Annotated in this window: 23 protein-coding genes; 11 read left to right on the forward strand and 12 right to left on the reverse strand. The window is 60.6% G+C overall.

Annotated elements, in window-relative coordinates:
* Window positions 1-960 (reverse strand): calcium/sodium antiporter, encoded by a 960-nt coding sequence (locus tag ACWFVE_RS01470; protein ID WP_447527524.1) that lies wholly within the window; start codon window positions 958-960, stop codon window positions 1-3.
* A 205-nt stretch (window positions 961-1,165) separates the two neighbouring features.
* On the opposite strand from ACWFVE_RS01470, the gene ACWFVE_RS01475 reads away from it, so the two are divergent.
* Window positions 1,166-1,909 carry a metal-binding protein ZinT gene (locus ACWFVE_RS01475; protein WP_447527525.1) on the forward strand — a complete coding sequence of 248 codons (744 nt, stop codon included), beginning with the start codon at window positions 1,166-1,168 and terminating at the stop codon, window positions 1,907-1,909.
* Between the two features lie 368 nt (window positions 1,910-2,277).
* Entirely contained in the window at window positions 2,278-3,177 is a 900-nt protein-coding gene (locus ACWFVE_RS01480) for a GGDEF domain-containing protein (RefSeq protein WP_447527526.1), read from the forward strand.
* Here ACWFVE_RS01480 and ACWFVE_RS01485 read toward each other — a convergent pair whose 3' ends face one another.
* Window positions 3,178-3,939: an SDR family NAD(P)-dependent oxidoreductase gene (locus tag ACWFVE_RS01485; RefSeq protein ID WP_447527527.1), complete on the reverse strand. Its 762-nt coding sequence runs from the start codon at window positions 3,937-3,939 to the stop codon at window positions 3,178-3,180.
* A 213-nt stretch (window positions 3,940-4,152) separates the two neighbouring features.
* Here ACWFVE_RS01485 and ACWFVE_RS01490 point away from each other — a divergent pair, with 213 nt between their 5' ends.
* Window positions 4,153-4,446, forward strand: a complete 294-nt coding sequence (locus ACWFVE_RS01490) for a hypothetical protein (RefSeq protein ID WP_447527528.1) — start codon at window positions 4,153-4,155, stop codon at window positions 4,444-4,446.
* 106 nt (window positions 4,447-4,552) lie between these two features.
* Entirely contained in the window at window positions 4,553-5,080 is a 528-nt protein-coding gene (locus tag ACWFVE_RS01495; protein WP_447527529.1) for an HPP family protein, read from the forward strand.
* A 2-nt stretch (window positions 5,081-5,082) separates the two neighbouring features.
* Here ACWFVE_RS01495 and ACWFVE_RS01500 read toward each other — a convergent pair whose 3' ends face one another.
* Window positions 5,083-5,643, reverse strand: coding sequence for a gamma-glutamylcyclotransferase (locus ACWFVE_RS01500; RefSeq protein ID WP_447527530.1), 561 nt, complete (start codon window positions 5,641-5,643; stop codon window positions 5,083-5,085).
* 68 nt (window positions 5,644-5,711) lie between these two features.
* Between ACWFVE_RS01500 and ACWFVE_RS01505 the strand changes: the two genes are divergently transcribed.
* Entirely contained in the window at window positions 5,712-6,557 is an 846-nt protein-coding gene (locus tag ACWFVE_RS01505) for a sirohydrochlorin chelatase (RefSeq protein ID WP_447527531.1), read from the forward strand.
* Window positions 6,558-6,662: 105 nt separating this feature from the next.
* On the forward strand, window positions 6,663-8,252 hold the full coding sequence (locus tag ACWFVE_RS01510; RefSeq protein WP_447527532.1) for an ABC-F family ATPase: 1,590 nt from the start codon (window positions 6,663-6,665) through the stop codon (window positions 8,250-8,252).
* 2 nt (window positions 8,253-8,254) lie between these two features.
* On the opposite strand, the gene ACWFVE_RS01515 is transcribed toward ACWFVE_RS01510, so the two are convergent.
* The 6 genes from ACWFVE_RS01515 to ACWFVE_RS01540 form a co-directional block, all read right to left on the reverse strand.
* Window positions 8,255-8,851 (reverse strand): cell division protein ZipA C-terminal FtsZ-binding domain-containing protein, encoded by a 597-nt coding sequence (locus ACWFVE_RS01515; protein ID WP_447527533.1) that lies wholly within the window; start codon window positions 8,849-8,851, stop codon window positions 8,255-8,257.
* A gap of 202 nt (window positions 8,852-9,053) precedes the next feature.
* A complete protein-coding gene (locus tag ACWFVE_RS01520) occupies window positions 9,054-10,172 on the reverse strand; it encodes an alkene reductase (RefSeq protein ID WP_447527534.1) in 1,119 nt (372 codons plus the stop codon).
* Between the two features lie 230 nt (window positions 10,173-10,402).
* Window positions 10,403-10,789: a hypothetical protein gene (locus tag ACWFVE_RS01525; protein WP_447527535.1), complete on the reverse strand. Its 387-nt coding sequence runs from the start codon at window positions 10,787-10,789 to the stop codon at window positions 10,403-10,405.
* 101 nt (window positions 10,790-10,890) lie between these two features.
* Entirely contained in the window at window positions 10,891-11,631 is a 741-nt protein-coding gene (locus ACWFVE_RS01530) for a TSUP family transporter (protein ID WP_447527536.1), read from the reverse strand.
* 9 nt (window positions 11,632-11,640) lie between these two features.
* Window positions 11,641-12,294 (reverse strand): transglycosylase SLT domain-containing protein, encoded by a 654-nt coding sequence (locus tag ACWFVE_RS01535; protein ID WP_447527537.1) that lies wholly within the window; start codon window positions 12,292-12,294, stop codon window positions 11,641-11,643.
* 53 nt (window positions 12,295-12,347) lie between these two features.
* The gene (locus ACWFVE_RS01540) at window positions 12,348-13,766 is read right to left on the reverse strand and encodes an aminotransferase-like domain-containing protein (protein ID WP_447527538.1); all 1,419 of its coding nucleotides are present in this window, start codon (window positions 13,764-13,766) and stop codon (window positions 12,348-12,350) included.
* 244 nt (window positions 13,767-14,010) lie between these two features.
* On the opposite strand from ACWFVE_RS01540, the gene ACWFVE_RS01545 reads away from it, so the two are divergent.
* The 5 genes from ACWFVE_RS01545 (at window position 14,011) to ACWFVE_RS01565 (ending at window position 19,498) form a co-directional block, all read left to right on the forward strand.
* Complete coding sequence (locus ACWFVE_RS01545; RefSeq protein ID WP_447527539.1) at window positions 14,011-15,426, forward strand: APC family permease; 1,416 nt, start codon at window positions 14,011-14,013, stop codon at window positions 15,424-15,426.
* A 24-nt stretch (window positions 15,427-15,450) separates the two neighbouring features.
* Window positions 15,451-16,902 (forward strand): NAD-dependent succinate-semialdehyde dehydrogenase, encoded by a 1,452-nt coding sequence (locus ACWFVE_RS01550; RefSeq protein ID WP_447527540.1) that lies wholly within the window; start codon window positions 15,451-15,453, stop codon window positions 16,900-16,902.
* 275 nt (window positions 16,903-17,177) lie between these two features.
* Window positions 17,178-18,443: a cation:proton antiporter gene (locus tag ACWFVE_RS01555; RefSeq protein WP_447527541.1), complete on the forward strand. Its 1,266-nt coding sequence runs from the start codon at window positions 17,178-17,180 to the stop codon at window positions 18,441-18,443.
* Between the two features lie 37 nt (window positions 18,444-18,480).
* The gene (locus tag ACWFVE_RS01560; protein WP_447527542.1) at window positions 18,481-19,059 is read left to right on the forward strand and encodes an NUDIX hydrolase; all 579 of its coding nucleotides are present in this window, start codon (window positions 18,481-18,483) and stop codon (window positions 19,057-19,059) included.
* Window positions 19,060-19,177: 118 nt separating this feature from the next.
* The gene (locus tag ACWFVE_RS01565) at window positions 19,178-19,498 is read left to right on the forward strand and encodes a carboxymuconolactone decarboxylase family protein (RefSeq protein ID WP_447527543.1); all 321 of its coding nucleotides are present in this window, start codon (window positions 19,178-19,180) and stop codon (window positions 19,496-19,498) included.
* A gap of 60 nt (window positions 19,499-19,558) precedes the next feature.
* On the opposite strand, the gene ACWFVE_RS01570 is transcribed toward ACWFVE_RS01565, so the two are convergent.
* The 3 genes from ACWFVE_RS01570 to ACWFVE_RS01580 all read right to left on the reverse strand — a co-directional run bounded on the left by ACWFVE_RS01570 (window position 19,559) and on the right by ACWFVE_RS01580 (window position 23,251).
* Window positions 19,559-21,046, reverse strand: coding sequence for an MFS transporter (locus ACWFVE_RS01570; protein WP_447527544.1), 1,488 nt, complete (start codon window positions 21,044-21,046; stop codon window positions 19,559-19,561).
* Window positions 21,047-21,135: 89 nt separating this feature from the next.
* Window positions 21,136-21,594: a universal stress protein gene (locus tag ACWFVE_RS01575; protein ID WP_447527545.1), complete on the reverse strand. Its 459-nt coding sequence runs from the start codon at window positions 21,592-21,594 to the stop codon at window positions 21,136-21,138.
* Between the two features lie 64 nt (window positions 21,595-21,658).
* Entirely contained in the window at window positions 21,659-23,251 is a 1,593-nt protein-coding gene (locus ACWFVE_RS01580; RefSeq protein ID WP_447527546.1) for an antiporter, read from the reverse strand.
* Between the last annotated feature and the right edge of the window lie 61 nt (window positions 23,252-23,312).

Consider the following 23,312-nt stretch of genomic DNA (forward strand, 5'->3'; position numbering starts at 1 on the left):
TTATGCCAAAAGCGTAAAGCTTGCCGCTACGTAGGCCACATAGGCTGCCAGCAGCAGTGCCCCTTCCGTTCGGGAAAGGCGCCGCCCGGTGTAGAGAAATATCACCAGCACGACCGCCGCGCCCAGCATGACCCACTGGTCGAACGCCGCCATGCGCTCGACCAGCGTAAGCGGCTGTAAAAATGCCGATATACCCAGAATACCCAACAGGTTGAAGATGTTACTGCCCAGAATGTTACCCACCGCTACATCGGCGTGGCGGCGAAGAGCGGCCACCAGCGACACCGCAAGCTCGGGCAATGAAGTGCCCACTGCCACCACGGTCAGCCCGATGACCGCCTCGGAGAGCCCCGCCGCCTGGGCGATGCCCACGGCGCCGTAAAGCAGCAGTTGAGAGCCGCCAACCAACAGCGCGAGCCCGCCGGCGAGGCTGGCGAGAATCCACAGGGTCGAGGTAGGTCGCTTGGCCGGTGGTGGGGGTGTCGGAGCCTGGGCGAGCTCGGCCCCACCGCTCGCTTGACGCTCGCCCAGGTACGCCCAAACGAGGTAGGCGGCAAGCCCAGCTAGCAGCAGTATTGCATCCAACCGGCCAAGTTCGCCGCTCAAGCCCAGCGCGATGAATAAAAACGTGGCGAGCAGCATGACCAGGCCATCGCGCTTGAGCACTTCACGCTTGGCGGTAAGCGGGAATATAAGCGCACACAGACCCAGAATCAGCAGCACGTTGCCGATATTACTGCCCACTACGTTACCAATGGCGATATCGGGCTGTTGCCCGAGCGCGGCGTTGATCGACACCATGAGCTCCGGCATGGACGTGCCAAAGCCGACGATCACCAGACCGGTAAAAAGTGCCGAGACGCCGAGGCGCTCGGCGCCGGCGACCGCACCGCGAACGAGCCCTTCACCGCCCAGCGTTAAAAGCGCGATGCCGCCCAGCAAACTCAGTATATAAAGCATGTTCGATCCTTGTTATCCCCGGCCATGTAGGCGCCTACCCGCTTAAATTAGCGCGATAAAACGGTCACTACCAGGATTAAAAAAGCGACCAATACCATTGGCGAATCCTGCTTTTTATTGATATGTTATATCATTGTTTTAAGGGGTCTCCATCAGGCTCAAAACAAACCCTCGGGTTACATTTGGTTTAAAAACAGGAGCGTATATGTCACGTTTTTCAGGCAAGACACTAGGGGCGGTCGCCGCGGGTTCGCTGCTGCTGGCCGGTTTGCAGGGCGCGCATGCCGAGCAAGAGGATCACTCACACTCCCATGATCATGAGCACTCTCACGATCATGAGCACGACCATGGCCACGATCACGATCACGATCACGATCACGATCACGGCCATGACCATTCGCATTCCCACGATCACGACAGCGATATTTACGCCGGCTACTTCGATGATGAACAGGTAGAAGATCGCCCGCTGACCGACTGGGAAGGCGATTGGCAGTCCGTTTATCCCTATCTACAGGATGGCTCGCTGGCGCCGGTGTTCGAGCACAAGGCTGAAAACGGTGACAAAACCGCCGAGGAGTATGCCGATTACTACGACATCGGTTATGAAACCGAGGTCGAGCGCATCGTGATCGATGGCAACACCATCACGTTTTATGAAAACGGTGAAGAGCGCAGCGCCGAGTATCAATACGACGGTTACGAGATTCTGGAATACGAGGCGGGCAATCGCGGCGTTCGGTTTATCTTTGAAAACGAGGACACCGATAGCATGCCGCGCTATATCCAGTTCAGCGACCACGATATTTATCCGGTCCAGGCACATCACTTCCACCTCTACTGGGGCGATGACCGCGAAGCCCTGCTGGAAGAGGTGACGAACTGGCCAACCTACTACCCCAGCGCGATGGATAGCGACGAAATCGTATCGGAAATGCTCGCCCACTAACCAAACAGCAGTGCTGACAAAACCACCCCAACGCCCCCTGACGCTCAAGCGCCTGGGGGCGTTTTTTGGGTAGCGACCAAGAGAAAAGCGCGCTTTTTTTTAGAACGTGCCGGCGTTTGCGGGTGTCATAGCCTCCAGATGCGCCGCAAGCGGGCGATGGATTCAGCTGCCCCGCCGCCCCCTAAAAAGTGAAGGAACTGTTTTTATTGTGTAATTTATTTGTTTAATAGTGTGGGATATCAGCGATATCGGTTAAAAAGTGTATCATAGTGTAATTGAAAAGAGCCCTCCTGCGGCTGCCAGCTTCTTCACGGCTTGAGAGGGTAGTGAAGGACGCTGCTCAATCATGATTCATTGGACGAGAATACATGCTGGAACCTCTGGTAACGCCAACCCCTCTTGTTATGGAGCCCAACCGCCAGGCCATCGCCATTTTGGGTGGCCGGCCGGATAGCATGGGCTTGCATATTCTGGATGCCAGCGATGAGTACACGCGGTTTTGGGGCGGGGTGCGCAAGCAGTGGCTGGGTGCATCGCCTAAAATCGTGAGTCACGATATCGACAACCGAAAGCTTCTGCGTAAGCTAAGTTGTGCGTTGGCCAAGGGGGAAGTAGGCGATGGTTACTCGCTTTCCGGGCTCGATAAGAGCACGCTAAGTGCGGGCAAGCCGAGCGTACTGATCGAGTGGCGCGTTACGGCGATTACCATGCCCGGCTACACCGAGCGTGTGCTGGTACTGGTCCAACGCGATATTTCCAAACGTGTCGAAAAAGAGGCCGAACTCGAGCGCCTTGCCACCACCGACACGTTGACTGGGCTTTATAACCGCGCCCGCTTCGACCAGCTGCTTAAAAAAGAGATCAACCGGCTCAACCGTTACGTGCGCTCTTTCTCACTGATCATGCTCGATATCGACTTTTTCAAGACGATCAACGACAGCCACGGCCATGACGTAGGCGACCAGGTGCTGGCAAGGCTTGGCAGGTTACTGAGAAACAACCTGCGTAAAGTGGACCACTGCGCCCGTTGGGGCGGCGAAGAATTCATGATTCTGGCCCCGGAAACCTCCCTCGAACAGGCGGTACAGCTGGCGGAAAAGATCCGCTGCTGTATACAACAGACGCGCTTCCCCCAAGTGGGCAGCGTGACGGTCAGCCTGGGGGTCATTGAGGCACGCCTGAACGAATCGCAAAAAAGCGTGATGAAACGCGCCGATAACGCCCTTTACCAGGCCAAGGAGCAAGGGCGTAATCGGGTCCGCTACTAATCAGTCCTTATCGCGGTCCACGGCAAACGGGGACCACGCCTGACGTACCGGCATGATCTCGAGACGGTTGATATTGATATGCGCGGGCAGCGTGGCCAGATAAAAGAGTTGTTCGGCAATATCCTCGGCCTGCAACGGGTTCGTGCCACGATAGAGCTTATCCGAGGCTTCCTGATCGCCCTTGTTGCGCACCAGCGTAAACTCGGTTTCCGCCATGCCCGGCGCCAAGTCGGTGACGCGCACGCCGGTCCCCAGCAAGTCGCAGCGCAGGTTATAGCTAAACTGCTCGACGAATGCCTTCGACGCCCCGTACACGTGCCCACCCGGGTAGGGCCAGTGCCCGGCCACCGAACCCAGGTTCAAAATGCTCGCCCCTTCGCCGTGACCGATCAAAAGCGGAAGCGCTGCATGGGTGACGTTGACCAACCCGGTAATATTGGTGTCGATCATGGTATGCCAGTCTTTTAAATCGGCGTTCTGCGCCGGCCCCGGTGCTAGCGCAAGCCCTGCGTTATTGACCAGGCACGTCAGCGGTAAAAACGCCTCCGGCAGATTGCCAAGCTCGCGGGTAACGGCGTCGCTATCGCGCACGTCCAGCGTCAGCGTGAGTACGCTGACCTGATCGCCAAGCTCGCTTTCGAGCGCTTTCAAACGCTCTTCACGGCGCCCGGTCAAAATCAATGACCAGCCCGCCTTGGCAAAGCGGTAGGCGGCGGCCCGGCCAAAGCCCGACGTGGCGCCGGTAATCAAAACGCTAGGCATCGTCCCAATCTCCTTGTGGCTATTAACGTTGATCGTGCTACCCCAATGTAGCCTGATGTGAGCGCGTTCGGAAAGACCTGCCCAATGGTTTCCGCTGCGGCCAAGCGTGAAATCAGGGCCGCGGGTCGTTTATAGACCGCCGGGCACTTTGCTTTGCCCTGATAAACGTTTTAACCGACAATGCCGGACTTCTTTCCACGTGAGACGACGCGCATGCAGGCAAACGGATTTTTCGACGGAGTAGGCGAGGCCATCGGCGATGCAATTCGCGTGGTGGTGGAGTTCCTGCTGGGCATTTTTGGCAACTTCTTCGGCGCGTTTGGCGACTTCATCGATGGCCTGACCCGTTCACTTGGTATCAACGACTCCTTTTTCAGCATTGCCGTGCTGATCATTGGTCTGCTGATTCTATGGGGCGGCATCAAGTCGTTTCTGCGCGGTTCGATCATTGGCGGTATCGTGCAAACCTTGATCGCGCTTTTCATCCTCTCGTGGCTGATGATGTAGTGTCGGGTCTGGTTGAATGAAATTCATTCGATCTTGATCAATCACCACTTGCTTATTGAGTACATTTTGCGATTATTCGCACTCATTTAGTGCGTGCGTGAGTGTGATGAAAACGTATTTAGGCAAAATGCGCGGGGAGCCTTTCAAACGTGCCCGGGTAGGCTGGCAGGATGCACTCTGGTCCTGGATCGGGGCTTTCTGCGGTATGGCCCTGATTTGCTGGCTCAGCGCCGAGTGGCTTAGCCAGCAGCTTTTGATCGTGGGGTCGTTCGGCGCGACCTCGGTGCTGATCTACGCCGCCCCGGAAAGCCCCTTCGCCCAGCCAAGCCATGTGCTGTTTGGCAGCGTTCTCTCAGCCGGGGTGGGCGTTGCCTGCTACCAGGTACTGGGTGCTACGCCGGTCTCCATGGCGCTGGCGGTGTCGCTCTCCATTCTGGTCATGCAACTGACTCATACGGTGCATCCGCCTGGCGCTGCGGCGGCGTTGATCGCGGTCGGCGGCGGGAGCAGTGTGCACCAGATGGGGTGGTGGTATCCGCTGTTGCCGATCGGCATGGGCTGCGTGGTCATGCTGGTCGTGGCGATACTGGTCAATAACCTGGCTCGCCACCGCCGTTACCCGCGTTACTGGTAGTCTCAAAATCGTTTGAGCTGCTCCTCCAGCGCGAAGATATGCGCATCTTCTACGTTCAGCTCGCGCAGTGCCTGGGCAAGATTGACCAGGTAGTCGCGGTTGGGGCCGCTGGGGCCCACCGCGGCGGCAATTTGGCGCGCCATGGCGTCAAGCGGCGCGGGGCCCAAAAACGCCGGGTTATCGTCGGTCGCCATATAGACAAGTCCCTGGACCTCGCCGCCATCTGCAAAGTGCAGTGGGGTGATTTCGCGCAGGTAGCCGTTTTTTTCCCGATGATCGAGCGGTGCCAGGGTCTCCTCGGTAATTCGGTAGGCCATACCGTGACAGACCGCGCCTTCTACCGGTACCAGGGTGGCTACCCGGCCAGGCGCGCTAGGTGTTCCGCGGTGGTCGTGGGAGCCCTGCCAGAAGCGGCGCTCGAAGCCTTCGATAAAGGCGCTTCGCCGCTCCAGAAAGGGGAAGTCCGCCTTCCAGATCAGCGAGCCATAACCGAATAGCCAGATGTCACCGTTGTCATCGAAGGGGCGGCGGCTTTGGTTAACGGCGGTGGTATCTATCAACATGAAATCGCCACAAAAAGTCGGTAAACGGCCATGGTAACATGGCCTGAAACGCTCTTTGGGAGGCTTTCATGCGCGCGATTTTCCTGGTCGATAACGGCTCGCTGCGCCCGGCGGCAACGCTCAACCTGCGCCGGGTGGCGGGGGCACTCAGCGAACGGCTGGGCGAGACGGTCCAGCCCGCCTCGCTATTGCACTCCAACAAGGTGGATGCCGAGGCGCTCGGCGGCGTAGCGGCGCAGACGCTGGGCCCGGCCGCCGAACGAAGCGCCGAGGCGGGGGCCCGCGAGATCATCGTGCTGCCGTTTTTCTTCGGCGCAAGCCGTGCGCTGACCGACTACCTGCCCAAACGCATGGGCGAGCTGCAAGCGCGCTTTCCAAACGTACGGGTGCGCGTTGCGCTGCCGCTGGTGGACGAGCAGGGCGACAACGACCTGCGCTTGGCGCATTTATTGGCCGATAACGTCCTCCAGACAATGCCCGAAGGCGCCCCACCCAGCGTGGTGCTGGTGGATCACGGCAGCCCGATCTTCGAGGTCACCGCGGTGCGTAACCGCCTGGCGGGCCAGCTCGGCGCGGTGCTGGGCGAGCGTGCCGCCTGCGTGGCGCCGGCCTCCATGGAGCGCCGCGAAGGCGACGAATACCGCTTCAACGAGCCGCTTTTGGAGCATCTTTTAAAAAGCGATAGGTTTAATAGTGCCACCGTGGTGGTGGCGCTTTTATTCCTCTCCCCCGGGCGCCATGCCGGGGAAGACGGCGATATCGCCGAGATCTGCCGCGCCGCCCAGGCGCGCCATCCAAACCTCAAGGTGGTCACCACACAGTTGGCCGGTGAGCACGAAGGCATCGTGGCGATCCTGCACACGCGGCTGCGTCAGGCGCTGGATGAAGGCCGGGTTTTGCTAACGCTGCCCTAAAGCGTGCTGGGCGCGTTACGGTAGTGCCAGACGCGGTGAGAGCGCGTAGAATCGCGAGCCTTTAATGCGCGCACGTGTGCACTCATCATCAACCAGGGGCTCCTCTTGATCGCCACCGCCAATATCACCATGCAGTTCGGGGCCAAGCCCCTGTTTGAAAACGTCTCGGTCAAATTCAACAACGGTAACCGTTACGGGTTGATCGGTGCCAACGGCTGCGGCAAGTCGACCTTCATGAAGATTCTCGGCGGCGAGCTCGAGCCTTCCGCCGGCCAGGTGATGCTCGATAGCAGCACGCGCTTGGGTAAGCTGCGCCAGGATCAGTTCGCGTTCGAAAACGAGCGCGTGATCGACACCGTCGTCATGGGCAATGCTGAGCTCTGGAGAGTCGCGGCAGAGCGCGAGCGCATCTACTCGATGGCCGAAATGAGCGAAGAGGACGGCATGGCCGTGGCGGATCTCGAGGTGCGCTTTGCCGAGCTCGACGGCTACACCGCCGAGGCGCGCGCCGGCGAGCTGCTGCTGGGCCTGGGCATCCCCATCGAGCAGCACTTCGGCCCCATGAGCGAGGTAGCGCCGGGCTGGAAACTGCGCGTGCTGCTCGCCCAGGCGCTGTTCTCCGATCCGGACGTTTTGCTTCTCGACGAGCCGACCAACCACCTGGATATCAACACCATCCGCTGGCTGGAAGACATGCTCAAGGCGCGCAGCAGCACCATGGTGATCATCTCCCACGATCGCCACTTCCTGAACAGCGTCTGCACTCACATGGCGGACCTGGACTACGGCGAGATTACCCTGTTCCCGGGCAACTACGACGACTACATGACCGCGGCCACCGCCGCCCGCGAGCGCCAGCACGCGGACAACGCCAAGAAAAAAGCCCAGATCGCCGAACTTCAGCAGTTCGTCAGCCGCTTCTCGGCGAACGCCTCCAAGGCCAAACAGGCCACCTCCCGGGCGCGCCAGATCGACAAGATCAAGCTCGAGGACATCAAGCCTTCCAGCCGGGTCAGCCCGTTCATTCGCTTCGAGCAGAACAAAAAGATTCACCGTAATGCGCTGAACGTCGAGGCGATCACCAAAGGCTATGATGGCAACAAGCCGCTGTTCGAGCGCTTCTCCATGGGGGTCGAAGCCGGCGAGCGCGTAGCCATCATCGGCCCCAACGGCATCGGCAAGACCACACTTTTGAAGACCCTGTCCGGCGATTTCGCACCCGATAGCGGCGAGGTAAAGTGGACCGACGCCGCCGAGCTTGGCGTGTTCGCCCAGGACCACGCGGCGGACTTCGCCGAGGATGCCACCCTGTTCGAGTGGATGGGCCAGTGGACGCAAGGCGGCGAGCAGGTGGTGCGCGGTGCGCTTGGCCGCATGCTCTTCTCGAGCGACGATATCGGCAAGTCGGTGAAGGTGATTTCCGGCGGCGAGCAGGGGCGGATGCTGTTTGGCAAGTTGACCCTGACCAACCCCAACGTATTGCTGATGGACGAGCCCACCAATCACCTGGACATGGAGTCCATCGAGGCGCTCAACCTGGCCCTCGAGAACTACCCCGGTACGCTCTTTTTCGTCAGCCACGACCGGGAGTTCGTGTCGAGTTTGGCCACGCGCATTCTGGATATGCAGCCCGAGGGAATCATCGACTTCAGCGGCAGCTACGACGACTACCTGAAAAGCCAGGGCGTCGTCTAACCCTACTGGGTTTCGCCCAGTATTTGTTGGTAGGTCACTTCCGAGACAGGGTTTTGTTCGCTATCGAGAATATCGCCCTTGAAGGTGTCGTTCATCTCCTTGGCCAGCGCCACGTAAACGTGCATCTGCTGGTTGCGTCGCCGATGAATGGGCGGCTTGACCAGCAAGCTGACCCCACGAATGGTGCCGCCGGTTTCGCCCCTCAAAAGGTCCGGCATCTCCCCCGGGGGAAAGGCGTTGGCGATGACGATCGGGTTGGTACGCTTTTGCCCGTCGATCAAAAACACCTTCTTGAGTGGGTCGAACCGGGCGTTTTTGCCGCGTAGCCACTCGGTCAGGCGCTCGTCGGTGGTTACATCTGGCTGGGCGAAAATGACGAACAGCGAGTGCTGTTTTTTTCTATTCGCCGCCGGGGTGGGCGCCGTGGGCGCGGCGGTTTGAGACGCTTGCGCACGGGGCGGGTGGGTCGGCGGCGCGACCCTGGGTGCTTTGATGCGGCGTTTTTTCGTCAGCGCCCAATAAGCGAAAATCGCGATAGCGACCACGCCGAGAAGCAGCGAAAAAAGCGCAAATCCTACGGGAAGGGAAACAGTGTCCATTTTATCACCCTGAGCCTGGTACCAACATTAGGGACGCTCTTAATCAACCCTTGACGATGGGCGTCCTAAAACCTTATCGATAAGGTAGGTGAAAATAGCAGGCTTTACAGGCGGGAGGATATAAAAAAAGCACCACGTGAGTGGTGCTTTGGATCAATCAAGTACGTTTTATAAACGTCAATAACCTATCATAAAGCGACGCTTATTTGAGGCGGTCATGGCCGTTATCCATAAACGGATAGTCGGTGTAGCCTTTTTCATCGCCGCCGTAGAACGTGTCGTGGTTTGGCTCGTTGAGCGCCGCGTTGGCCCGGAAGCGCTCGGCCAGGTCCGGGTTGGCGATATAGGGACGACCATAGGCCACCAGGTCGCCGTTACCACCCTTGATCAGCGCCTCGCCTTTTTCGGCGTCGTAGTGGCCGCAGTAGATAATGCTGCCGTTGAAGCGCTCGCGCATCTGCTCGCGGAAACCGTCCGGGAACTCATTGTCACCGCCGGCCCAGTTGGGCTCGTTCAAGTGAATATACGCAAGGCCGCGCTTGGCGAGCTCGTCGGCCAGATAAAAAGACATCTCCTTGGGCTCGGCGTCGGTCAGACCGAAGATCTCGATGAACGGCGTCAGGCGGATACCCACGCGGTCGGCGCCATACACCTCGATGACGGCATCGACGACTTCCAGCGGGAAGCGCGCACGGTTTTCAACCGAGCCGCCATACTGGTCGTCACGCTTGTTGGTGCCGGTGGCCAGAAACTGGTTGAGCAGGTAGGCGTTCGCCGCGTGGACTTCGATCATGTCAAAGCCTGCGCGCTTGGCGCGAACGGCCGCCTGGCGGTAATCCTCGACGATGCCGGGAATCTCGTCGGTCTCGAGCGCTCGCGGCGTGCTCGCAGGGTGCTGGCCGGCGCTGCCATCCTCGAACTCGACAAAGGCCTGGGCGCCTTCACCTTTCAAGGCGCTGGGCGCGACCGGTGCTTGACCTTCGGGCTGAACCATTTCGTGAGAAACGCGCCCAACGTGCCAGAGCTGCATGGCAATGCGTCCGCCCTTGGCGTGCACCGCGTCGACGACGTTTTTCCAACCGGCTTCTTGCTCGTCGGTCCAGATACCCGGGGTATACACATAGCCCCGCGCAGTGGGCGAGATATTGGTCGCCTCAGAGATAATCAAACCCGAACCGGCGCGCTGGCCATAGTAGGCCTGCTGCATTTCACCGGGGACGCTGTCCGGGGTACGCGCCCGGGTGAGCGGCGCCATGATGACCCGGTTGGGAAGTGGCAGGCTGCCAAGCTGGGTAGGGGCGAGTAGTGTCTCGAACGCCATGAGCAAACTCCTTCTTGCGATCAAATAGTGTCAGGTGAGAATAGACCAGTTTACTACTAAGCGCCAATTACGATTTTATATGAGGGTCGATGCACTTATTGGATGGGCTAATCCTGACGCGGTTTCGAGCGTGTCTGAAAAACCGTTTCGAGCGTGTCTGAAAAAAATGAATAGTGCATGGGCGTTAAATACCCACCCGGTGGCACGGTGCGTGTCTGGCTAACGCGGTATCAGGACGGCCAGAACCAGTGTCTTTTAGGCGCGGGGGCGGCCATATACACAAGGGCGGTCGTAAGGGCAGTGACGATCGCGCCTAGCTGGCGGTGGCACACGGCGCTGCTTAAAACGCCGGGGCACTGTTTCAGCAACAGCTCGCACTGGGTAGAGGCCACGCAGAGCTGGGTGAAGGCATCCGGCGGCAGGCTCGATTTGGCCGCGTGGCTTGCATGTTTGAGCTCACTGGCGAGCATCGAGAGCGTATGGGTATCCAGCCAGCAGGGCAGCGGGTCTTCGAGGCGCACTACGATGGCGTTCTGCATCGCTTCGAACGAGGTGCGCAAAAAGAGCACGGTGTGGCGAAGTTGGCGCGGCTGCTGGGGGGCACTCCACCTTTTCATGCTGACGCTCCATTGCGGTTCATTAAAATAAAATGTTTCTCATTTGTATTTGGATAAAAAGATAGCGTGCGCCCGTGTCGGTGTCAAACGCGCGGCTTGGGCTAGCTCGCCAGCAGGTAAAGCCCCTGGATCAGATAAAACACTCCGATGGCGGTGACGATCCAGCGGGTCCAGGCGCGAAAGTTGGCATCGGTCAGCCGGTGCAGAATGCGCGTGCCGGTTTGGGTGCCCAAAAGCGCAAAGGGCGTGGCGAGCAGCACCACGGCCCACTCTCCGGCGCCAAGCGCCAGCGCCGAGCCCAGGTAAAAGAGAATCTTGATACTGTGCGCGATTACTTGAATCATCGCCTTGGTGGCGACGACTTCGCGGCGGTCCATGTTCGAGCGCACGAAGAAGATATCGATCAATGGGCCGGACACCCCCGCTGCAATGGTCAAGCCCCCGGAGGCGAGACCGCACGCCAGGGCGTGGCTTGCGCGGTTGGCGTTGAGCGAGAACCAGCGCTTGGGCATCCACACCAGCACCGGCAGCAGGCCGATCAAAAGCGATACCGTGGCGGCGTTGGGGCTGTAGTCGAAAAGCAGCAAAAGCCCCGCCGCGCCGGCCACGCCCGCGGCCATCAGCGCGACCACCCGCCAATTGATGAAACGCCGCGAAAGCCAGGCGCGGGAGGCGTTGGCGGTGAGCTGAATGACCCCGTGAACCGCCATGGCCGAAGCGGCGGGAAACACCAGCAGCAGAAACCATAAAAGCACCAGCCCGCCGGCCATGCCGAAAATGCCCGACAAAAGCGACGTCAAAAACACAACGCCGGCGAACACGGCGCCCATCAATAATGTCATGCGACGTCCCTAGCGGCAGAAAGGCCACACCTGATAGAACTTGCGGCACTGAAACTCCGCCTCGCAGGCGTTGAGCTGGGCCTGATAGCGACTCGATCGTTCCGCGATCTGGCGCCCGGCGCGGAGCACGTGGGGCTTACCTCGGTAGGTGCCGCGCTTATAGCCGCCGGCGCCTTCGTGGTAGGCGTAGTAGAGGTGCTCCGGGTTATTCAGCGAAATACCGGTTTGCGCGCGGGTGCGGGCGTTGTACCAGCCGATGAAGTCCGTGGCGTGCTTCATGTGGGTACGCCGGGCAAACAGGCTACCGGCCTGGTCGCGGTACTCGCCCCATACTGGGTCCTGGGCCTGGGCGTAGCCCTTGGCGGAAGAAGGGCGGGGGCCTGGTATGAAGCCCAGGTAGTATTTACGGTCTGGCCGAACGTGGCTTCGAAACGAGGACTCCTGCTGAATGAACGACATTTGCGTCGCAATCGGGGTGCCCCACTGGTTTTCGGAGTCGCGGGCGTAGTCGTACCAGCTGGGCTGTTCGCGAAAGATTTCGCACACGTTGCTTTGATTTTGCGGCGGGTTGGGCGCGAAGGTGGCGCAGCCCGAGAGCATGAGCAGGGCACACAGTGCCCAAAGACGCCGGGCGTGTCCGGTAAAGCCGCTAGGGTGGCGCATGAAGTCTCCTGTTTGATCCGTATGCGGTGTTATCGGTTGTTGGGGGGCTACCTTTAGCGCAAGAGCGCCGCCAGCCGGTGGCGCAGGCGCTGCACTTCCCGGGTCAGCGTTTCGCCGGAGAGCATGCCGACGCCCATCACCAGCCCCGAGCGGGTGTCCCCTTTGGCACACACCGGGCTTAGCGGGCGCGCGATCAGGTGCTCCTTAAAAAGCGCCTGGGCAATGGCCACGTCGTCGACGCCGGGCTCGAATTCGATGCACAGGCTAAGGGTGCTGCTGGGCGGCGATACCCGCTCGACCCGAGGCAGTGTGCAAAGCTGGTCGTGCAAGACTTGCTGTCGGCCCAGGTAGTCGCGCTGTATACGCCGGCACCAGCTGTCCAGGCTGCCATCGAACATGAACTGGGCGAGTACCGCCTGGTCGAGCATGCGGCCTTCGCGAAAGAGCTCGCTGCGCAGCCGGTTCATCGGCGCGGCCAGATGGCGGGGCACCACCAGGTACCCCAAGCGCAGGCCGGGAAACATCATCTTGGAAAACGAGCCTACCAGCAAATGCCGCGAAGAGCCGGGTTCGAACAAAAGCTCAGGGTGATCGTCTCGCGTGAACTCGTAATCGTCCTCCAACACGTAGGCGGGGTCGAGCGCCGCGCACAAGCGCTCCTTGTGCACGGCGCTCGCGGGCATGCTCAGCGGGTAGTGGTGGGAGCCGGTCAGGTAGGCAAGGGCAACGGGCTTCGATGCGCCGTCGAAGTCGTAGCCGTGCTCCGGATACCAGGGCCGCAGGTCGATATCGAGCCCGGCGGCGGTGAAAACGTTGCGCGCCCCCCAGTAGCAGGGCGATTCCATGACCACCGTATCGCCCACGTCGGTGAGCGCCATGGCGCAAAGCTCGATGCCGTTATGGGTGCCATCGGTGATGATGATCTGGTCCACGTCGCAGTCGATGTTGCGCCAGCGCGCCAAAAAATCGCGAATGGCGCGCTTTAAAGGCCCAAACCCGCCGGTGGAGTAGGAAAGCAGCAGCGCGTTTTGCGATACCGTGACGCTTTCATAAAGCTTTCGCCAGCGGCGCATGGGGAACTGGGCGATATCCGGAATGCCGGGCATGAAAGAGCCGTTTTGAATACTGCTCGACCCCGGCGCGCTCAATACCTGGCTTGCGCGTTTTGAAAGCGGCGTGGAAAGCGTCGAGGGCGCCGGGGCAGGAGGATGCCGGCGAACCCAGGTGCCTTGGCCGTGAGCGGTTTTGAGAAGCCCTTCGCCAAGCAGCGTATTGACCGCCTGCGCCAGGGTTTGGCGCGCGCAGCCAACGGCTTTGGCAAGCGCCCGGTGGGGCGGCAAGCGGCTACCCTGGCGCCAGTGCTGGGTAATCGCCTGGCGCAGCGCCTGCTCGATACGAACCTGCTTGTTGAGCCGCTCCGGCTGGGACTGAAAGAGCGCGGTTAACTGTGCGAGCATCTTCTCGTAGTCCATTGACGCTCCTTCAACGCTTGCGAGTAAAAAGCGTAGTGGCCCTAAAGTCGAGGCGTTATCGCATATTAGCGCAAAGTGGTCCAGTGAAACCCGAAAGTGGTCCATTCGCGTAGCTGGCCGGCCCTGCTAGCGTGTAGTAAAGCCCATGCCAGGGCTTGGCCCCACGGCCAGGGTCTGCATTGCGGCGCTCAATAACAACCTGCCACGCTCATACAACAACCAACCACAGCTGGGATATTTGCACATGACGACATCGACTCCTGAACAGGCAAAGCTTGTTCGCGTGTTGGCACGGGGGGACGTGCTGGCGCTGGCCTTCGGGGCCATGATCGGGTGGGGCTGGATTGTTCTGACCGGCACCGCTATTGAGTCCGCTGGCAGCGTCGGCGCCATTTTGGCGTTTATCCTGGGCGGCATCGCGATCCTGTTGGTCGGGCTGACCTACGCCGAGCTTGCCTCGGCCATGCCCAAGGTGGGCGGCGAACACGTTTATAGCTACCGGGCGCTGGGCCACGGCGCCTCGTTTTTATGCACCTGGGCGATCATCCTGGGCTATTTGAGCGTGGTGGCGTTCGAGGCCGTGGCGCTTCCCACCGTGGTCGAGCATATTGCGCCCGACTACGCCGTGGGCCATCTGTGGACTATCGGCGGTTGGGAGGTCAAGGCGACCTGGGTCGCGGTCGGCGTGGGTGGCTCGCTTGCCATGATGATGATCAACTACTTCGGTGTGACCACCGCCGCACTTTTGCAAAAGGTCGTCACCGGCTTGATTTTGTTGGTGGGCGTGATGTTCATTACCGGCGCTTTATTCGAGGGCAATACCGCGAACATGTCGCCGCTGTTCGCTTCGAATGAGACCGGTGTGATGGCCGGCATCGTGACGGTGCTGGTCATGGTGCCGTTTTTGTTCGTCGGCTTCGACGTCATCCCCCAGGCCGCCGAAGAGATCAACCTGCCTTATAAAGCGATCGGCAAGGTATTGATGGTCTCCGTACTGCTGGCCGTGGCGTGGTACTCGCTGATCATTCTGGCCACCAGTCTTTCGCTGGATAACGTGGCGCTGGAGGGATCGAGCTTGAGCGTGCCGGATGCCATGGGCGCGCTGTTCAACGCCCCCTGGGCGAGCAACCTGATGGTACTGGCCGGTATCGCGGGCATCATCACCAGCTGGAACTCCTTCTACATTGGCGGCTCCCGCGCCATCTACGCGCTGGCCACCGCGGGCATGCTGCCCAAGGCGTTCGCCAAATTGCACCCGCGCTATAAAACCCCGACCAACGCCATCTTCCTGATGGGCTTTCTCTCGTGTCTGGCGCCGTTTTTCGGCCGCCCGGCGCTGGTCTGGATCGTCAACGCCGGCGGGCTTGGCATCGTGATCGCCTACCTGTTCGTGGCGATTTCTTTCGTCGTGCTGCGCCTGCGCGAGCCGGACATGCCGCGCCCGTTTCGCGTGAGCTTCGGGCTGCCCTGCGGCGTGCTGGCGATTTTGCTCTCCGTCGGCATGGCGTTTTTGTACATGCCGGGCAGCCCCTCCGCGCTAAGCGGCGCCGAGTGGGTCATCTTCGCCGGCTGGTCGCTGCTTGGCGTGGCGCTTTATATCCATTCGCTGCGCACCTACGGGCGCGCCTACAGCGACCAGCACATGCTCGGCGATCTTTAATTTTTCAAGCGTTTAGGAGACTTCATGGGCTTTATCGAACAGTGGTTGAACGACAGCGTACCGGCGCTGATTGGCGGCGAGTGGCGCAAGGGCAAAGAGACCTTTGCTGTCGACAACCCGGCCACCGGCGAGACCATCGCCCGGGTGGCCGAATTGAGCGCCGATGACACTACGGATGCCGTGGCCGCCGCTTACAATGCCGGCGCCGCTTGGCGGGCCACCCCGGTCAAGGAACGTTCCAAAGTGCTGCGTCGCTGGTTCGAACTGATCAATGAACACGCCGACGACCTGGCCCGCTTGATGACCCTGGAGCAGGGCAAGCCGCTTACCGAGGCCAAAGGCGAGGTGGGCTACGGCGCTTCGTTCATCGAGTTCTTTGCCGAGGAAGCCAAGCGCATGGCCGGCGAAACCCTACCGGGCCACGGCGCCGACAAGCGCCTTTTAGTGCTACGCGAGCCGGTCGGCGTGGTCGCCGCTATCACACCCTGGAACTTCCCGCTGGCGATGATCACCCGCAAGTGCGCCCCGGCGCTGGCCGCTGGCTGCACCGTGGTGATCAAACCCGCCGAAGCCACGCCGCTCACCGCACTCGCCGCGGCTTACCTGGGCCTGGAAGCCGGCCTGCCCGCCGGCACCATCAACGTGGTCACGGCCTCGAAACCGGCAGACGTGGGCGAGGTGCTTACTACGGATTCCCGCGTGCGCAAGGTGTCGTTCACCGGCTCCACGCCGGTGGGCAAGCGCCTGCTCGCCCAGTGCGCCAGCACGGTGAAGAAAACCGCCATGGAGCTGGGCGGCAACGCGCCGTTCATCGTGTTTGATGATGCGGACGTGGACGCCGCCGTGGACGGCGCGATCGCCTCGAAATTCCGCAACGCCGGGCAAACCTGCGTGTGCACCAACCGCTTTCTGGTCCAGGACGGCATTTACGATGCGTTCATCAGTAAGCTCACCGAGCGGGTAAAAGCCCTGAAGGTGGGGGATGGTCTTGAGGAGGACAGCGTCATCGGCCCGCTGATCAACCAGGCCGCGGTGGATAAAGTGCAGCGCCACGTAGACGATGCTCAGCAAAAGGGCGCCCGGGTGCTGTGCGGCGGCCAGGCCCACGCGGCCGGCGAGCGCTTCTTCACGCCCACGGTGCTGGCGGATGTCACCACCGAGATGGCGGTGGCCGATGAAGAAACCTTTGGCCCGGTCGCGCCAGTGTTCCGCTTCACCCAGGATGAAGAGGCGATCCGAATGGCCAACGATACGCCGTTTGGGCTGGCGGCCTACTTCTACGCCACCGACTACCGGCGCATCTGGCACACCCTCGAGGCGCTCGAGTATGGCATGGTCGGCGTCAACGAAGGCCTGATTTCCACCGAGCTGGCGCCGTTTGGCGGCGTGAAGGAGTCCGGCCTTGGCCGCGAAGGCTCCCACCACGGCCTCGAAGAATTCACCGAGTTGAAGTACGTCTGCGTTGGTGGGCTTTGAGGCGTCGTCAATGCCCCGTCAGGCGCTGAACGTGCTCAAAAACCGGCACGTGGCCAGCGTCATCGAGCCGGTTCAGGGCGAGGGCGGCTTCTAAATCGCATCCCCTGAGTACCTGCCATTGGCTGATACGTCGCCCGAGGTTCTACGGCCTGCCCGCCGCAAGCGCTTGCTTGCGGCGGGTTGCGCGTTTTAGGGCTACAGTAACGCCCCTAAAAGGTGCCGGGCCCGCCCGCCGCGCCCTATCGATACCGCCGCTTTATCTATCAGGAGTCCCGATGAGTCTATTTTCCCTGGTGAGCGTACTGATTACGCTCGCCGCCGTCTCGAGCTACTTAAACTATCGCTATATCAAGCTGCCCACCACCATTGGTGTCATGCTGCTGGCGCTGGTGTCGTCGCTTTTGCTGATTATCGTCACGCCCTACACGGCGGGGCTGCACGGCCAAGCAGCGGCGCTGGTGGAGCGGATCGATTTCGATCAGGTGGTGCTGCACGGCATGTTGGCCTTTTTGTTGTTTGCCGCGGCCATACACGTCAAGTTCGACCACCTACGAGAAGAGTGGCTAACCATCGCGCTGCTTGCCGTAGTGGGTAACGTGATGTCGACCTTTATCATCGGCGCGTTGACCTGGCTGGTGCTGGGGTGGCTGGAGCTGCCCGTGCCCTTTTTGTATGCCCTGGTGTTCGGCGCCTTGATCTCACCGACCGACCCCATCGCGGTGGTGGGTATCATGAAATCCGTCGGCGTTTCCAGGCAGCTCGAAAATCAAATCGCCGGCGAGTCGCTGTTTAACGATGGCCTAAGCGTGGTGGTCTTTCTGGTGCTTTTGGGCCTTTCCGGGCTGGGCGCGACGGCCGGAGAAGAGGTACCGGTCGAGTCCTCTATCGACATCGCCGCCATCGGTTTGCTGCTCCTTAAAGAGGTTGGCGGGGCGGTGCTGTTGGCGTCAGTCGTGGGTTATCTGGTTTACCAGATGCTCAAGCGGGTCGATAACTACCAGGTCGAGGTGCTAATCACTCTCGCCTTGGCGATGGGCCTGTTCGCCCTGGCGGATAGCCTGCACTTGTCGGCGCCCATTGCCGTGGTGGTCGCGGGCCTGTTCATTGGTAACCACGGACGCTTGTTCGCCATGTCGGATAAAACGCGCGACAACGTCGACACCTTCTGGGAACTGATCGATGAAATCCTCAACGTGGTGCTGTTTTTACTGATCGGTTTGGAGCTTCTGGTGCTGCCGATCGAGCGTGACTGGCTGGTGGCCGGAGGGCTTGCGATCGTCATCGTGCTGGGAACGCGTTTGCTGTGTGTCGCCAGTATCCTGGGCCCGCTTGGCAAGCTTAAGGATCAGTCGAAAGGTGCGATTCCGATTCTGACCTGGGGCGGGCTGCGCGGCGGTATTTCGGTGGCCATGGCGCTGTCACTACCCGCAAGCGAGTTTCGCGACCTGGCGTTGACGTTGACCTACTGCGTGGTGATTTTCTCGATTGCCGTGCAAGGGCTGACCATGGGCAAAGTCATTCGCCTGAGCAGCCGTACGTAGTACGCTTCGATAGCGAACTCGGGATAAGGAGCAACGCATGCACCATACAAGAAAAGGGCAGTTCATCGTTACATCCAGCCGACAGATTTATAAAAACCCCTGGATCGAGGTGACGGAGGATAGCGTCATTAGGCCCGGTGGCGAGAAGGGAATATTTGGTACGCTCGATATGCGCGATGGCGTCGCCATTCTGCCGCTCTTTGACGATGGCAGCGTCCTGCTTGCCCGGGAATACAAGTACGCGCAGGAAAAAGAGATGATAGAGATCGTCGGCGGTGGGATCGACGATGGCGAGTCGCCGGAGAACGCCGCCGCCCGCGAGCTGGCCGAAGAGGCCGGCCTCGAGGCAGACGAGTTGATAAGGCTTGGCGTTGCAGACCCTTTCACCACGCTGGTCCGAACGCGGGACTATCTGGTAATCGCAACGGGGCTTCGTGAATTGCGGGAGAGACCGCCTGCCGATGATGTGGTCGAGCCCTTTAGAATTTCACTCGCGACCGCTGTCGATTACGTAATGGACGGTACGATTACCCACGCGGTTTCGTGCCTACTTATTTTGAGGGCGGCGCTCGCGTTTCCTCACCATGTGAAAGGCCGCACTCTGTCTTCGCGCTAGCAGTCTTGTGCCGTTTTACGCTGGCTTCCACTCGCTGGCCCAGGTTGGCCGGAGCTAGCTGGCGTCGGCAGTGTGGACTCCTATACTGAGCGCATACCCACTGCAAAGGATGTGCCTCATGGCAACAAATAAGCTTCCCTCCGGCGCCGGCGATGTCGCCGGTGAATACCCCGAGGTATGGGACGCCTACGCGGCACTGGGCAAGGCGTGCTCGCAGTCCGGGCCGTTAGAGGGCCGCGAACTACGCTTGGTCAAGCTCGCGCTTGCCATTGGCAACCGCTCCGAAGGCGCGGTGCATTCTCACGTGCGCCGTGGGCTCGAAGAGGGGCTAAGCGCTGAAGAGCTTAAGCAGGCCGCCATGCTGGCGGTGCCGACCATCGGCTTTCCCGCCGCCGTGGCCGCGCTCACCTGGATTACCGATATCACCGACGCCGGGTAGCACGAACGTTTCGGCCGAGCGCAAGGCTCGGCCGAAACGTGGGGCATGGTCAGTAAAGCATCAAGTGGCCGTGCGGCCCTGCTCCTCAAGTGCCTGGTCGACCGAGGACACATAGTACTCGGTGGCGAACGCGCCCTCGGGTTCCTTGAGCCAGACCAGACACACCAGCCAGCTAATGAAGGCACCCGCCGCGATGATCAGGAAAAATTGCGTGGGCGTCACGAAGGTATAGATCGTCAGGTACACCACCGCCCCCACGTTGCCATAGGCGCCGGCCATGCCGGAGATCTGCCCGGTGATACGCCGCTTGATCGAGGGGATGATGCCAAAAGTGGCGCCCTCCGCCCCCTGCACGAAAATCGACGTCGCGATGGTCACCAGGATCGCGAGGATCAGTGGCCAACTGGCATCGAGCAGCGCCATCAGCGCAAACCCAACGCTAATGCCGAACATGTAGCAGAGCATGACGAAGCGGCGGTTGCCCAAGCGATCCGACACCATGCCACCCATGGGCCGGGCCACCAGGTTGACGAAGGCGAACGAAGCGGCGATCAACCCGGCCGTGGCCGCATTGAGCCCCCAGGTTTGCTCGAAAAAGAGCGGCAGCATCGACACCACCGCAAGCTCCGCGCCGAAGTTGGCAAAGTAGGTGGTGTTGAGCGCGGCCACGCTATTGAAGGGGTACTTGTCATCCTCGGGTACGCCCTTGCGCAAAATGGGTAGATTGACCCGCAAAATCTGCACGATCTGATAAATGATGATCGCGACGATCACAAGGTACGCCGCCACCGCGCCGCTCATGGGCAGATAGCCCATGTCCTGGATACGCCACACGAGCACGGCCAACACGCCGACCAGCGGAATGGTCCAGACGATGAGTTTGATCATGTCCGCCCAGGAGCTGACCTCCATGGCGGCGGTTTTGCGCGGTTTACGGTGGGCGGCGGCGTCCGGGCCGTCGGTGATGGCGAACCAGTAGTAGACGCCATAGGCCGCCATTACGATGGCGCTTTGGGCGATTGCCCAGCGCCAGCCGTCCGGGCCGCCATACATCGAGAGCGCAATCGTCGGTAGCGACATGGCCGCCACCGCCGAGCCAAAATTGCCCCAGCCGGCGTAGAACCCTTCGGCAAAGCCGATATCCTTCGGCTTGAACCACAGCGCGGTCATGTGAATACCCACCACGAAGCTGGCGCCAATCGAACTTAACACCAGCCGAGCGACCAGCAATTGCGTCATGGTATTGCCGAAGGCGAAAGCCAGTGCCGGTACCGACATGCTGACCATCAACACGGAAAACACGCGCCGGGGGCCGAAGCGGTCGAGCATCATGCCGACGATGATGCGCGCCGGGATGGTGAGCGCGACGTTACAGATCGCAAACAGCTTGAGATCGTCCTGGGTCAGCCAATCGACGCTCTTGAGCATGCTCGAGGCCAGCGGCGCCATGTTGAACCAGGCATAAAAGGTAATGAAAAACGCGATCCAGGTGAGGTGTAGCGCCCGGATCTCGGGGCTTTTGAATTTGAAAACGGCAGATACTTTCATGGCCATTTCGTCCTGTATTCGACGCGCGGGATCGCCGCGGCTCATGGGCTGGCTAGCGTATGGGCTGGCCAGGTGAAGGGGAGAGCCCGTCAGGGACTGGGCAGAATCAACAACGGACACTCGGCGCGGCGCGCCAAAAACGAGCTGACGCTGCCAAAGGTCATGTAGTCGAGTTCGTCGACGAAGTAGGTCAACGATTTGGCGATGATGCCGCCGTCGGGCTGATGGCTGTGGCGCGCGATGACCAAAAGGTCCGGCGCGAGCTTGCGGGTGGCGGCGAGCAGCATCTTGCGCGCATCGCCTTCGGCCATTAGCTGCACTGCCTGAAACCCTTCGCCGGTGGCGAACGCCACGCCTTCTTCCAGGTGCTGCTTTAATTGCGCGTGGGCTTGCTGAAACAGGGTTTCGTTATGGTCGGTGGCATCGAGCGGGTTTTCGGCCACCCCCACCAGGGTGATCAAGGGCTGGTTGCAGCGAAACATGTTCACCACCTGAGCGAGCGCCAGCTTGGCGTTTCGCGAACCGTCGTAAGCGAGCATTATTTTCATGAGTCCTCCCGCTGGGGGGTAGGGGAAAGCCCCGGAGCCGGGCTCCGGGGTTAAGGGTTAAGGGTTAAGGGTTACGGATGCTGGCGCCCTGGCGCAGGTAGAACCACCAGTTGATACCCAGACAAACGGCGTAGAAGACGGCAAAGCCGTACATGGCAAGCTCCGGGGTGCCCGCCTGGATCTGCGCGCCGATGATGCTGGGGGCGATGAAGGCGCCATAGGCGGCGATGGCCGAGGTCCAGCCGAGCACCGGGCCTTTCTGCTGCGCATCGAAGATCACCCCGATACTGCGAAAGGTGGAGCCGTTGCCGATACCGCTGGCGGCGAACATCACAATGAAAAGCGAAAGGAAGAGCCAGAAGAATGCATTGGGGTCGGTGGCGTTGTAGGCCAGCATCATCACATAGCCGGTGGCAATGGAGGCCACCACCATGACCGCGGAGATGATCTGGGTGACGATGGCGCCGCCCACCTTGTCGGAGATCCAGCCGCCGACCGGGCGAATGAGTGCGCCGACGAATGGCCCTATCCAGGCCCAGGTGAGGGCGCTCGGGGCGTTAGGGTTGACCACGCGCACCAGGCTCCCGTCGGCGGCGCTCTCCATCATGTTGCCGAAGATCACGTTGATCGACAGCGGCAGCGCCGCCGAAAAGCCGATGAAGGAGCCGAAGGTGAGGATGTAGAGAATGGTCATCGCCCAGGTGTGCTGATTGGAAAAGATCGCGAACTGCTTCTGGATATTGGGCTTGATGTTGCCCGGTATCAGGCGTAGCAGGACCAGGGTCAACACGATGGTGAGCGGCAGGGCCACCCACATGTTGAGCCAGGCGAGCGCCAGCATGCCGAGGATCGAGGTCAGAAGGCCCACACCGTAAAGCCCGAGAATCTTGCCAAAGGCGGTGAGGGGGGCGCCCGGGTTGGGGGTGATCGTGCGGATATTGTTCATGCCGAACCAGCCTAAAAAGGCGAGCGGCACCAGCAACACCAGCCAAACGAAACCGGCGTTTTGAATCCAGGTGTCGGTGCCGGCCTCGATACGCCCGATCAAGGTGCCGCTGGCGCTTTCCAGTGCCATGGGGCCGCCGGCCAGCGCCCCGAAGAGCCCGACGGTCATCACCAGCGGAATCAAAATCTGCATGGTGGTGACGCCGAAGTTACCCAGCCCCGCGTTCATGCCCAGTGCGTAGCCCTGCTGCTTGCTGGGGTAGAAGGTCGAAATGTTGCTCATCGAGCAGGCGAAGTTACCGCCGCCGATGCCGGAAAGCAGCGCCAGCGCCTGGAAGATCCAGAACGGCGTATCCGGGTTCATCAGCGCAAGGCCGGTACCGGCGGCGGGAATGGCCAAAAGCGCCGTGGTCAAAAAGATGGTGTTGCGCCCGCCGGCAATGCGAATCATGAACGAGGCGGGAATGCGCAGCGTCGCCCCGGAAAGCCCCGCTAGTGCTGTGAGCGTAAAGAGCTGCTCGACGGAAAACGCAAAGCCCAGGTTCTGCATTTGGGTGGTGATCATGCCCCACATCATCCACACCGCAAACCCGACCAGCAGGCTTGGAATGGAGATCCAAAGGTTGCGGTTGGCAACGTGTTTACCCTGCTGCTCCCAGAAGCGCTCGTCTTCGACATCCCAAGTGACGATGTCGGCATTTCTCTTGGTCATGATGGTTCCCCTTTGCGTAAACCATTACCTGGCGTCGAACCAATAGCGGCTCACCGATAAG

The organism is Vreelandella mediterranea (genome assembly GCF_970647075.1).

Excerpts from the sequence above, each read along its gene's own strand:
- ACWFVE_RS01575 (WP_447527545.1), bottom strand. The coding sequence starts at position 21,594 with ATGAAAATAATGCTCGCTTACGACGGTTCGCGAAACGCCAAGCTGGCG.
- ACWFVE_RS01485 (WP_447527527.1), bottom strand. The coding sequence starts at position 3,939 with ATGCCTAGCGTTTTGATTACCGGCGCCACGTCGGGCTTTGGCCGGGCC.
- ACWFVE_RS01490 (WP_447527528.1), top strand. The coding sequence starts at position 4,153 with ATGCAGGCAAACGGATTTTTCGACGGAGTAGGCGAGGCCATCGGCGAT.
- ACWFVE_RS01505 (WP_447527531.1), top strand. The coding sequence starts at position 5,712 with ATGCGCGCGATTTTCCTGGTCGATAACGGCTCGCTGCGCCCGGCGGCA.
- ACWFVE_RS01495 (WP_447527529.1), top strand. The coding sequence starts at position 4,553 with ATGAAAACGTATTTAGGCAAAATGCGCGGGGAGCCTTTCAAACGTGCC.
- ACWFVE_RS01530 (WP_447527536.1), bottom strand. The coding sequence starts at position 11,631 with ATGACATTATTGATGGGCGCCGTGTTCGCCGGCGTTGTGTTTTTGACG.
- ACWFVE_RS01560 (WP_447527542.1), top strand. The coding sequence starts at position 18,481 with ATGCACCATACAAGAAAAGGGCAGTTCATCGTTACATCCAGCCGACAG.
- ACWFVE_RS01515 (WP_447527533.1), bottom strand. The coding sequence starts at position 8,851 with ATGGACACTGTTTCCCTTCCCGTAGGATTTGCGCTTTTTTCGCTGCTT.
- ACWFVE_RS01565 (WP_447527543.1), top strand. The coding sequence starts at position 19,178 with ATGGCAACAAATAAGCTTCCCTCCGGCGCCGGCGATGTCGCCGGTGAA.
- ACWFVE_RS01500 (WP_447527530.1), bottom strand. The coding sequence starts at position 5,643 with ATGTTGATAGATACCACCGCCGTTAACCAAAGCCGCCGCCCCTTCGAT.
- ACWFVE_RS01580 (WP_447527546.1), bottom strand. The coding sequence starts at position 23,251 with ATGACCAAGAGAAATGCCGACATCGTCACTTGGGATGTCGAAGACGAG.
- ACWFVE_RS01535 (WP_447527537.1), bottom strand. The coding sequence starts at position 12,294 with ATGCGCCACCCTAGCGGCTTTACCGGACACGCCCGGCGTCTTTGGGCA.
- ACWFVE_RS01540 (WP_447527538.1), bottom strand. The coding sequence starts at position 13,766 with ATGGACTACGAGAAGATGCTCGCACAGTTAACCGCGCTCTTTCAGTCC.
- ACWFVE_RS01520 (WP_447527534.1), bottom strand. The coding sequence starts at position 10,172 with ATGGCGTTCGAGACACTACTCGCCCCTACCCAGCTTGGCAGCCTGCCA.
- ACWFVE_RS01550 (WP_447527540.1), top strand. The coding sequence starts at position 15,451 with ATGGGCTTTATCGAACAGTGGTTGAACGACAGCGTACCGGCGCTGATT.
- ACWFVE_RS01480 (WP_447527526.1), top strand. The coding sequence starts at position 2,278 with ATGCTGGAACCTCTGGTAACGCCAACCCCTCTTGTTATGGAGCCCAAC.
- ACWFVE_RS01570 (WP_447527544.1), bottom strand. The coding sequence starts at position 21,046 with ATGAAAGTATCTGCCGTTTTCAAATTCAAAAGCCCCGAGATCCGGGCG.
- ACWFVE_RS01545 (WP_447527539.1), top strand. The coding sequence starts at position 14,011 with ATGACGACATCGACTCCTGAACAGGCAAAGCTTGTTCGCGTGTTGGCA.
- ACWFVE_RS01470 (WP_447527524.1), bottom strand. The coding sequence starts at position 960 with ATGCTTTATATACTGAGTTTGCTGGGCGGCATCGCGCTTTTAACGCTG.
- ACWFVE_RS01555 (WP_447527541.1), top strand. The coding sequence starts at position 17,178 with ATGAGTCTATTTTCCCTGGTGAGCGTACTGATTACGCTCGCCGCCGTC.
- ACWFVE_RS01475 (WP_447527525.1), top strand. The coding sequence starts at position 1,166 with ATGTCACGTTTTTCAGGCAAGACACTAGGGGCGGTCGCCGCGGGTTCG.
- ACWFVE_RS01525 (WP_447527535.1), bottom strand. The coding sequence starts at position 10,789 with ATGAAAAGGTGGAGTGCCCCCCAGCAGCCGCGCCAACTTCGCCACACC.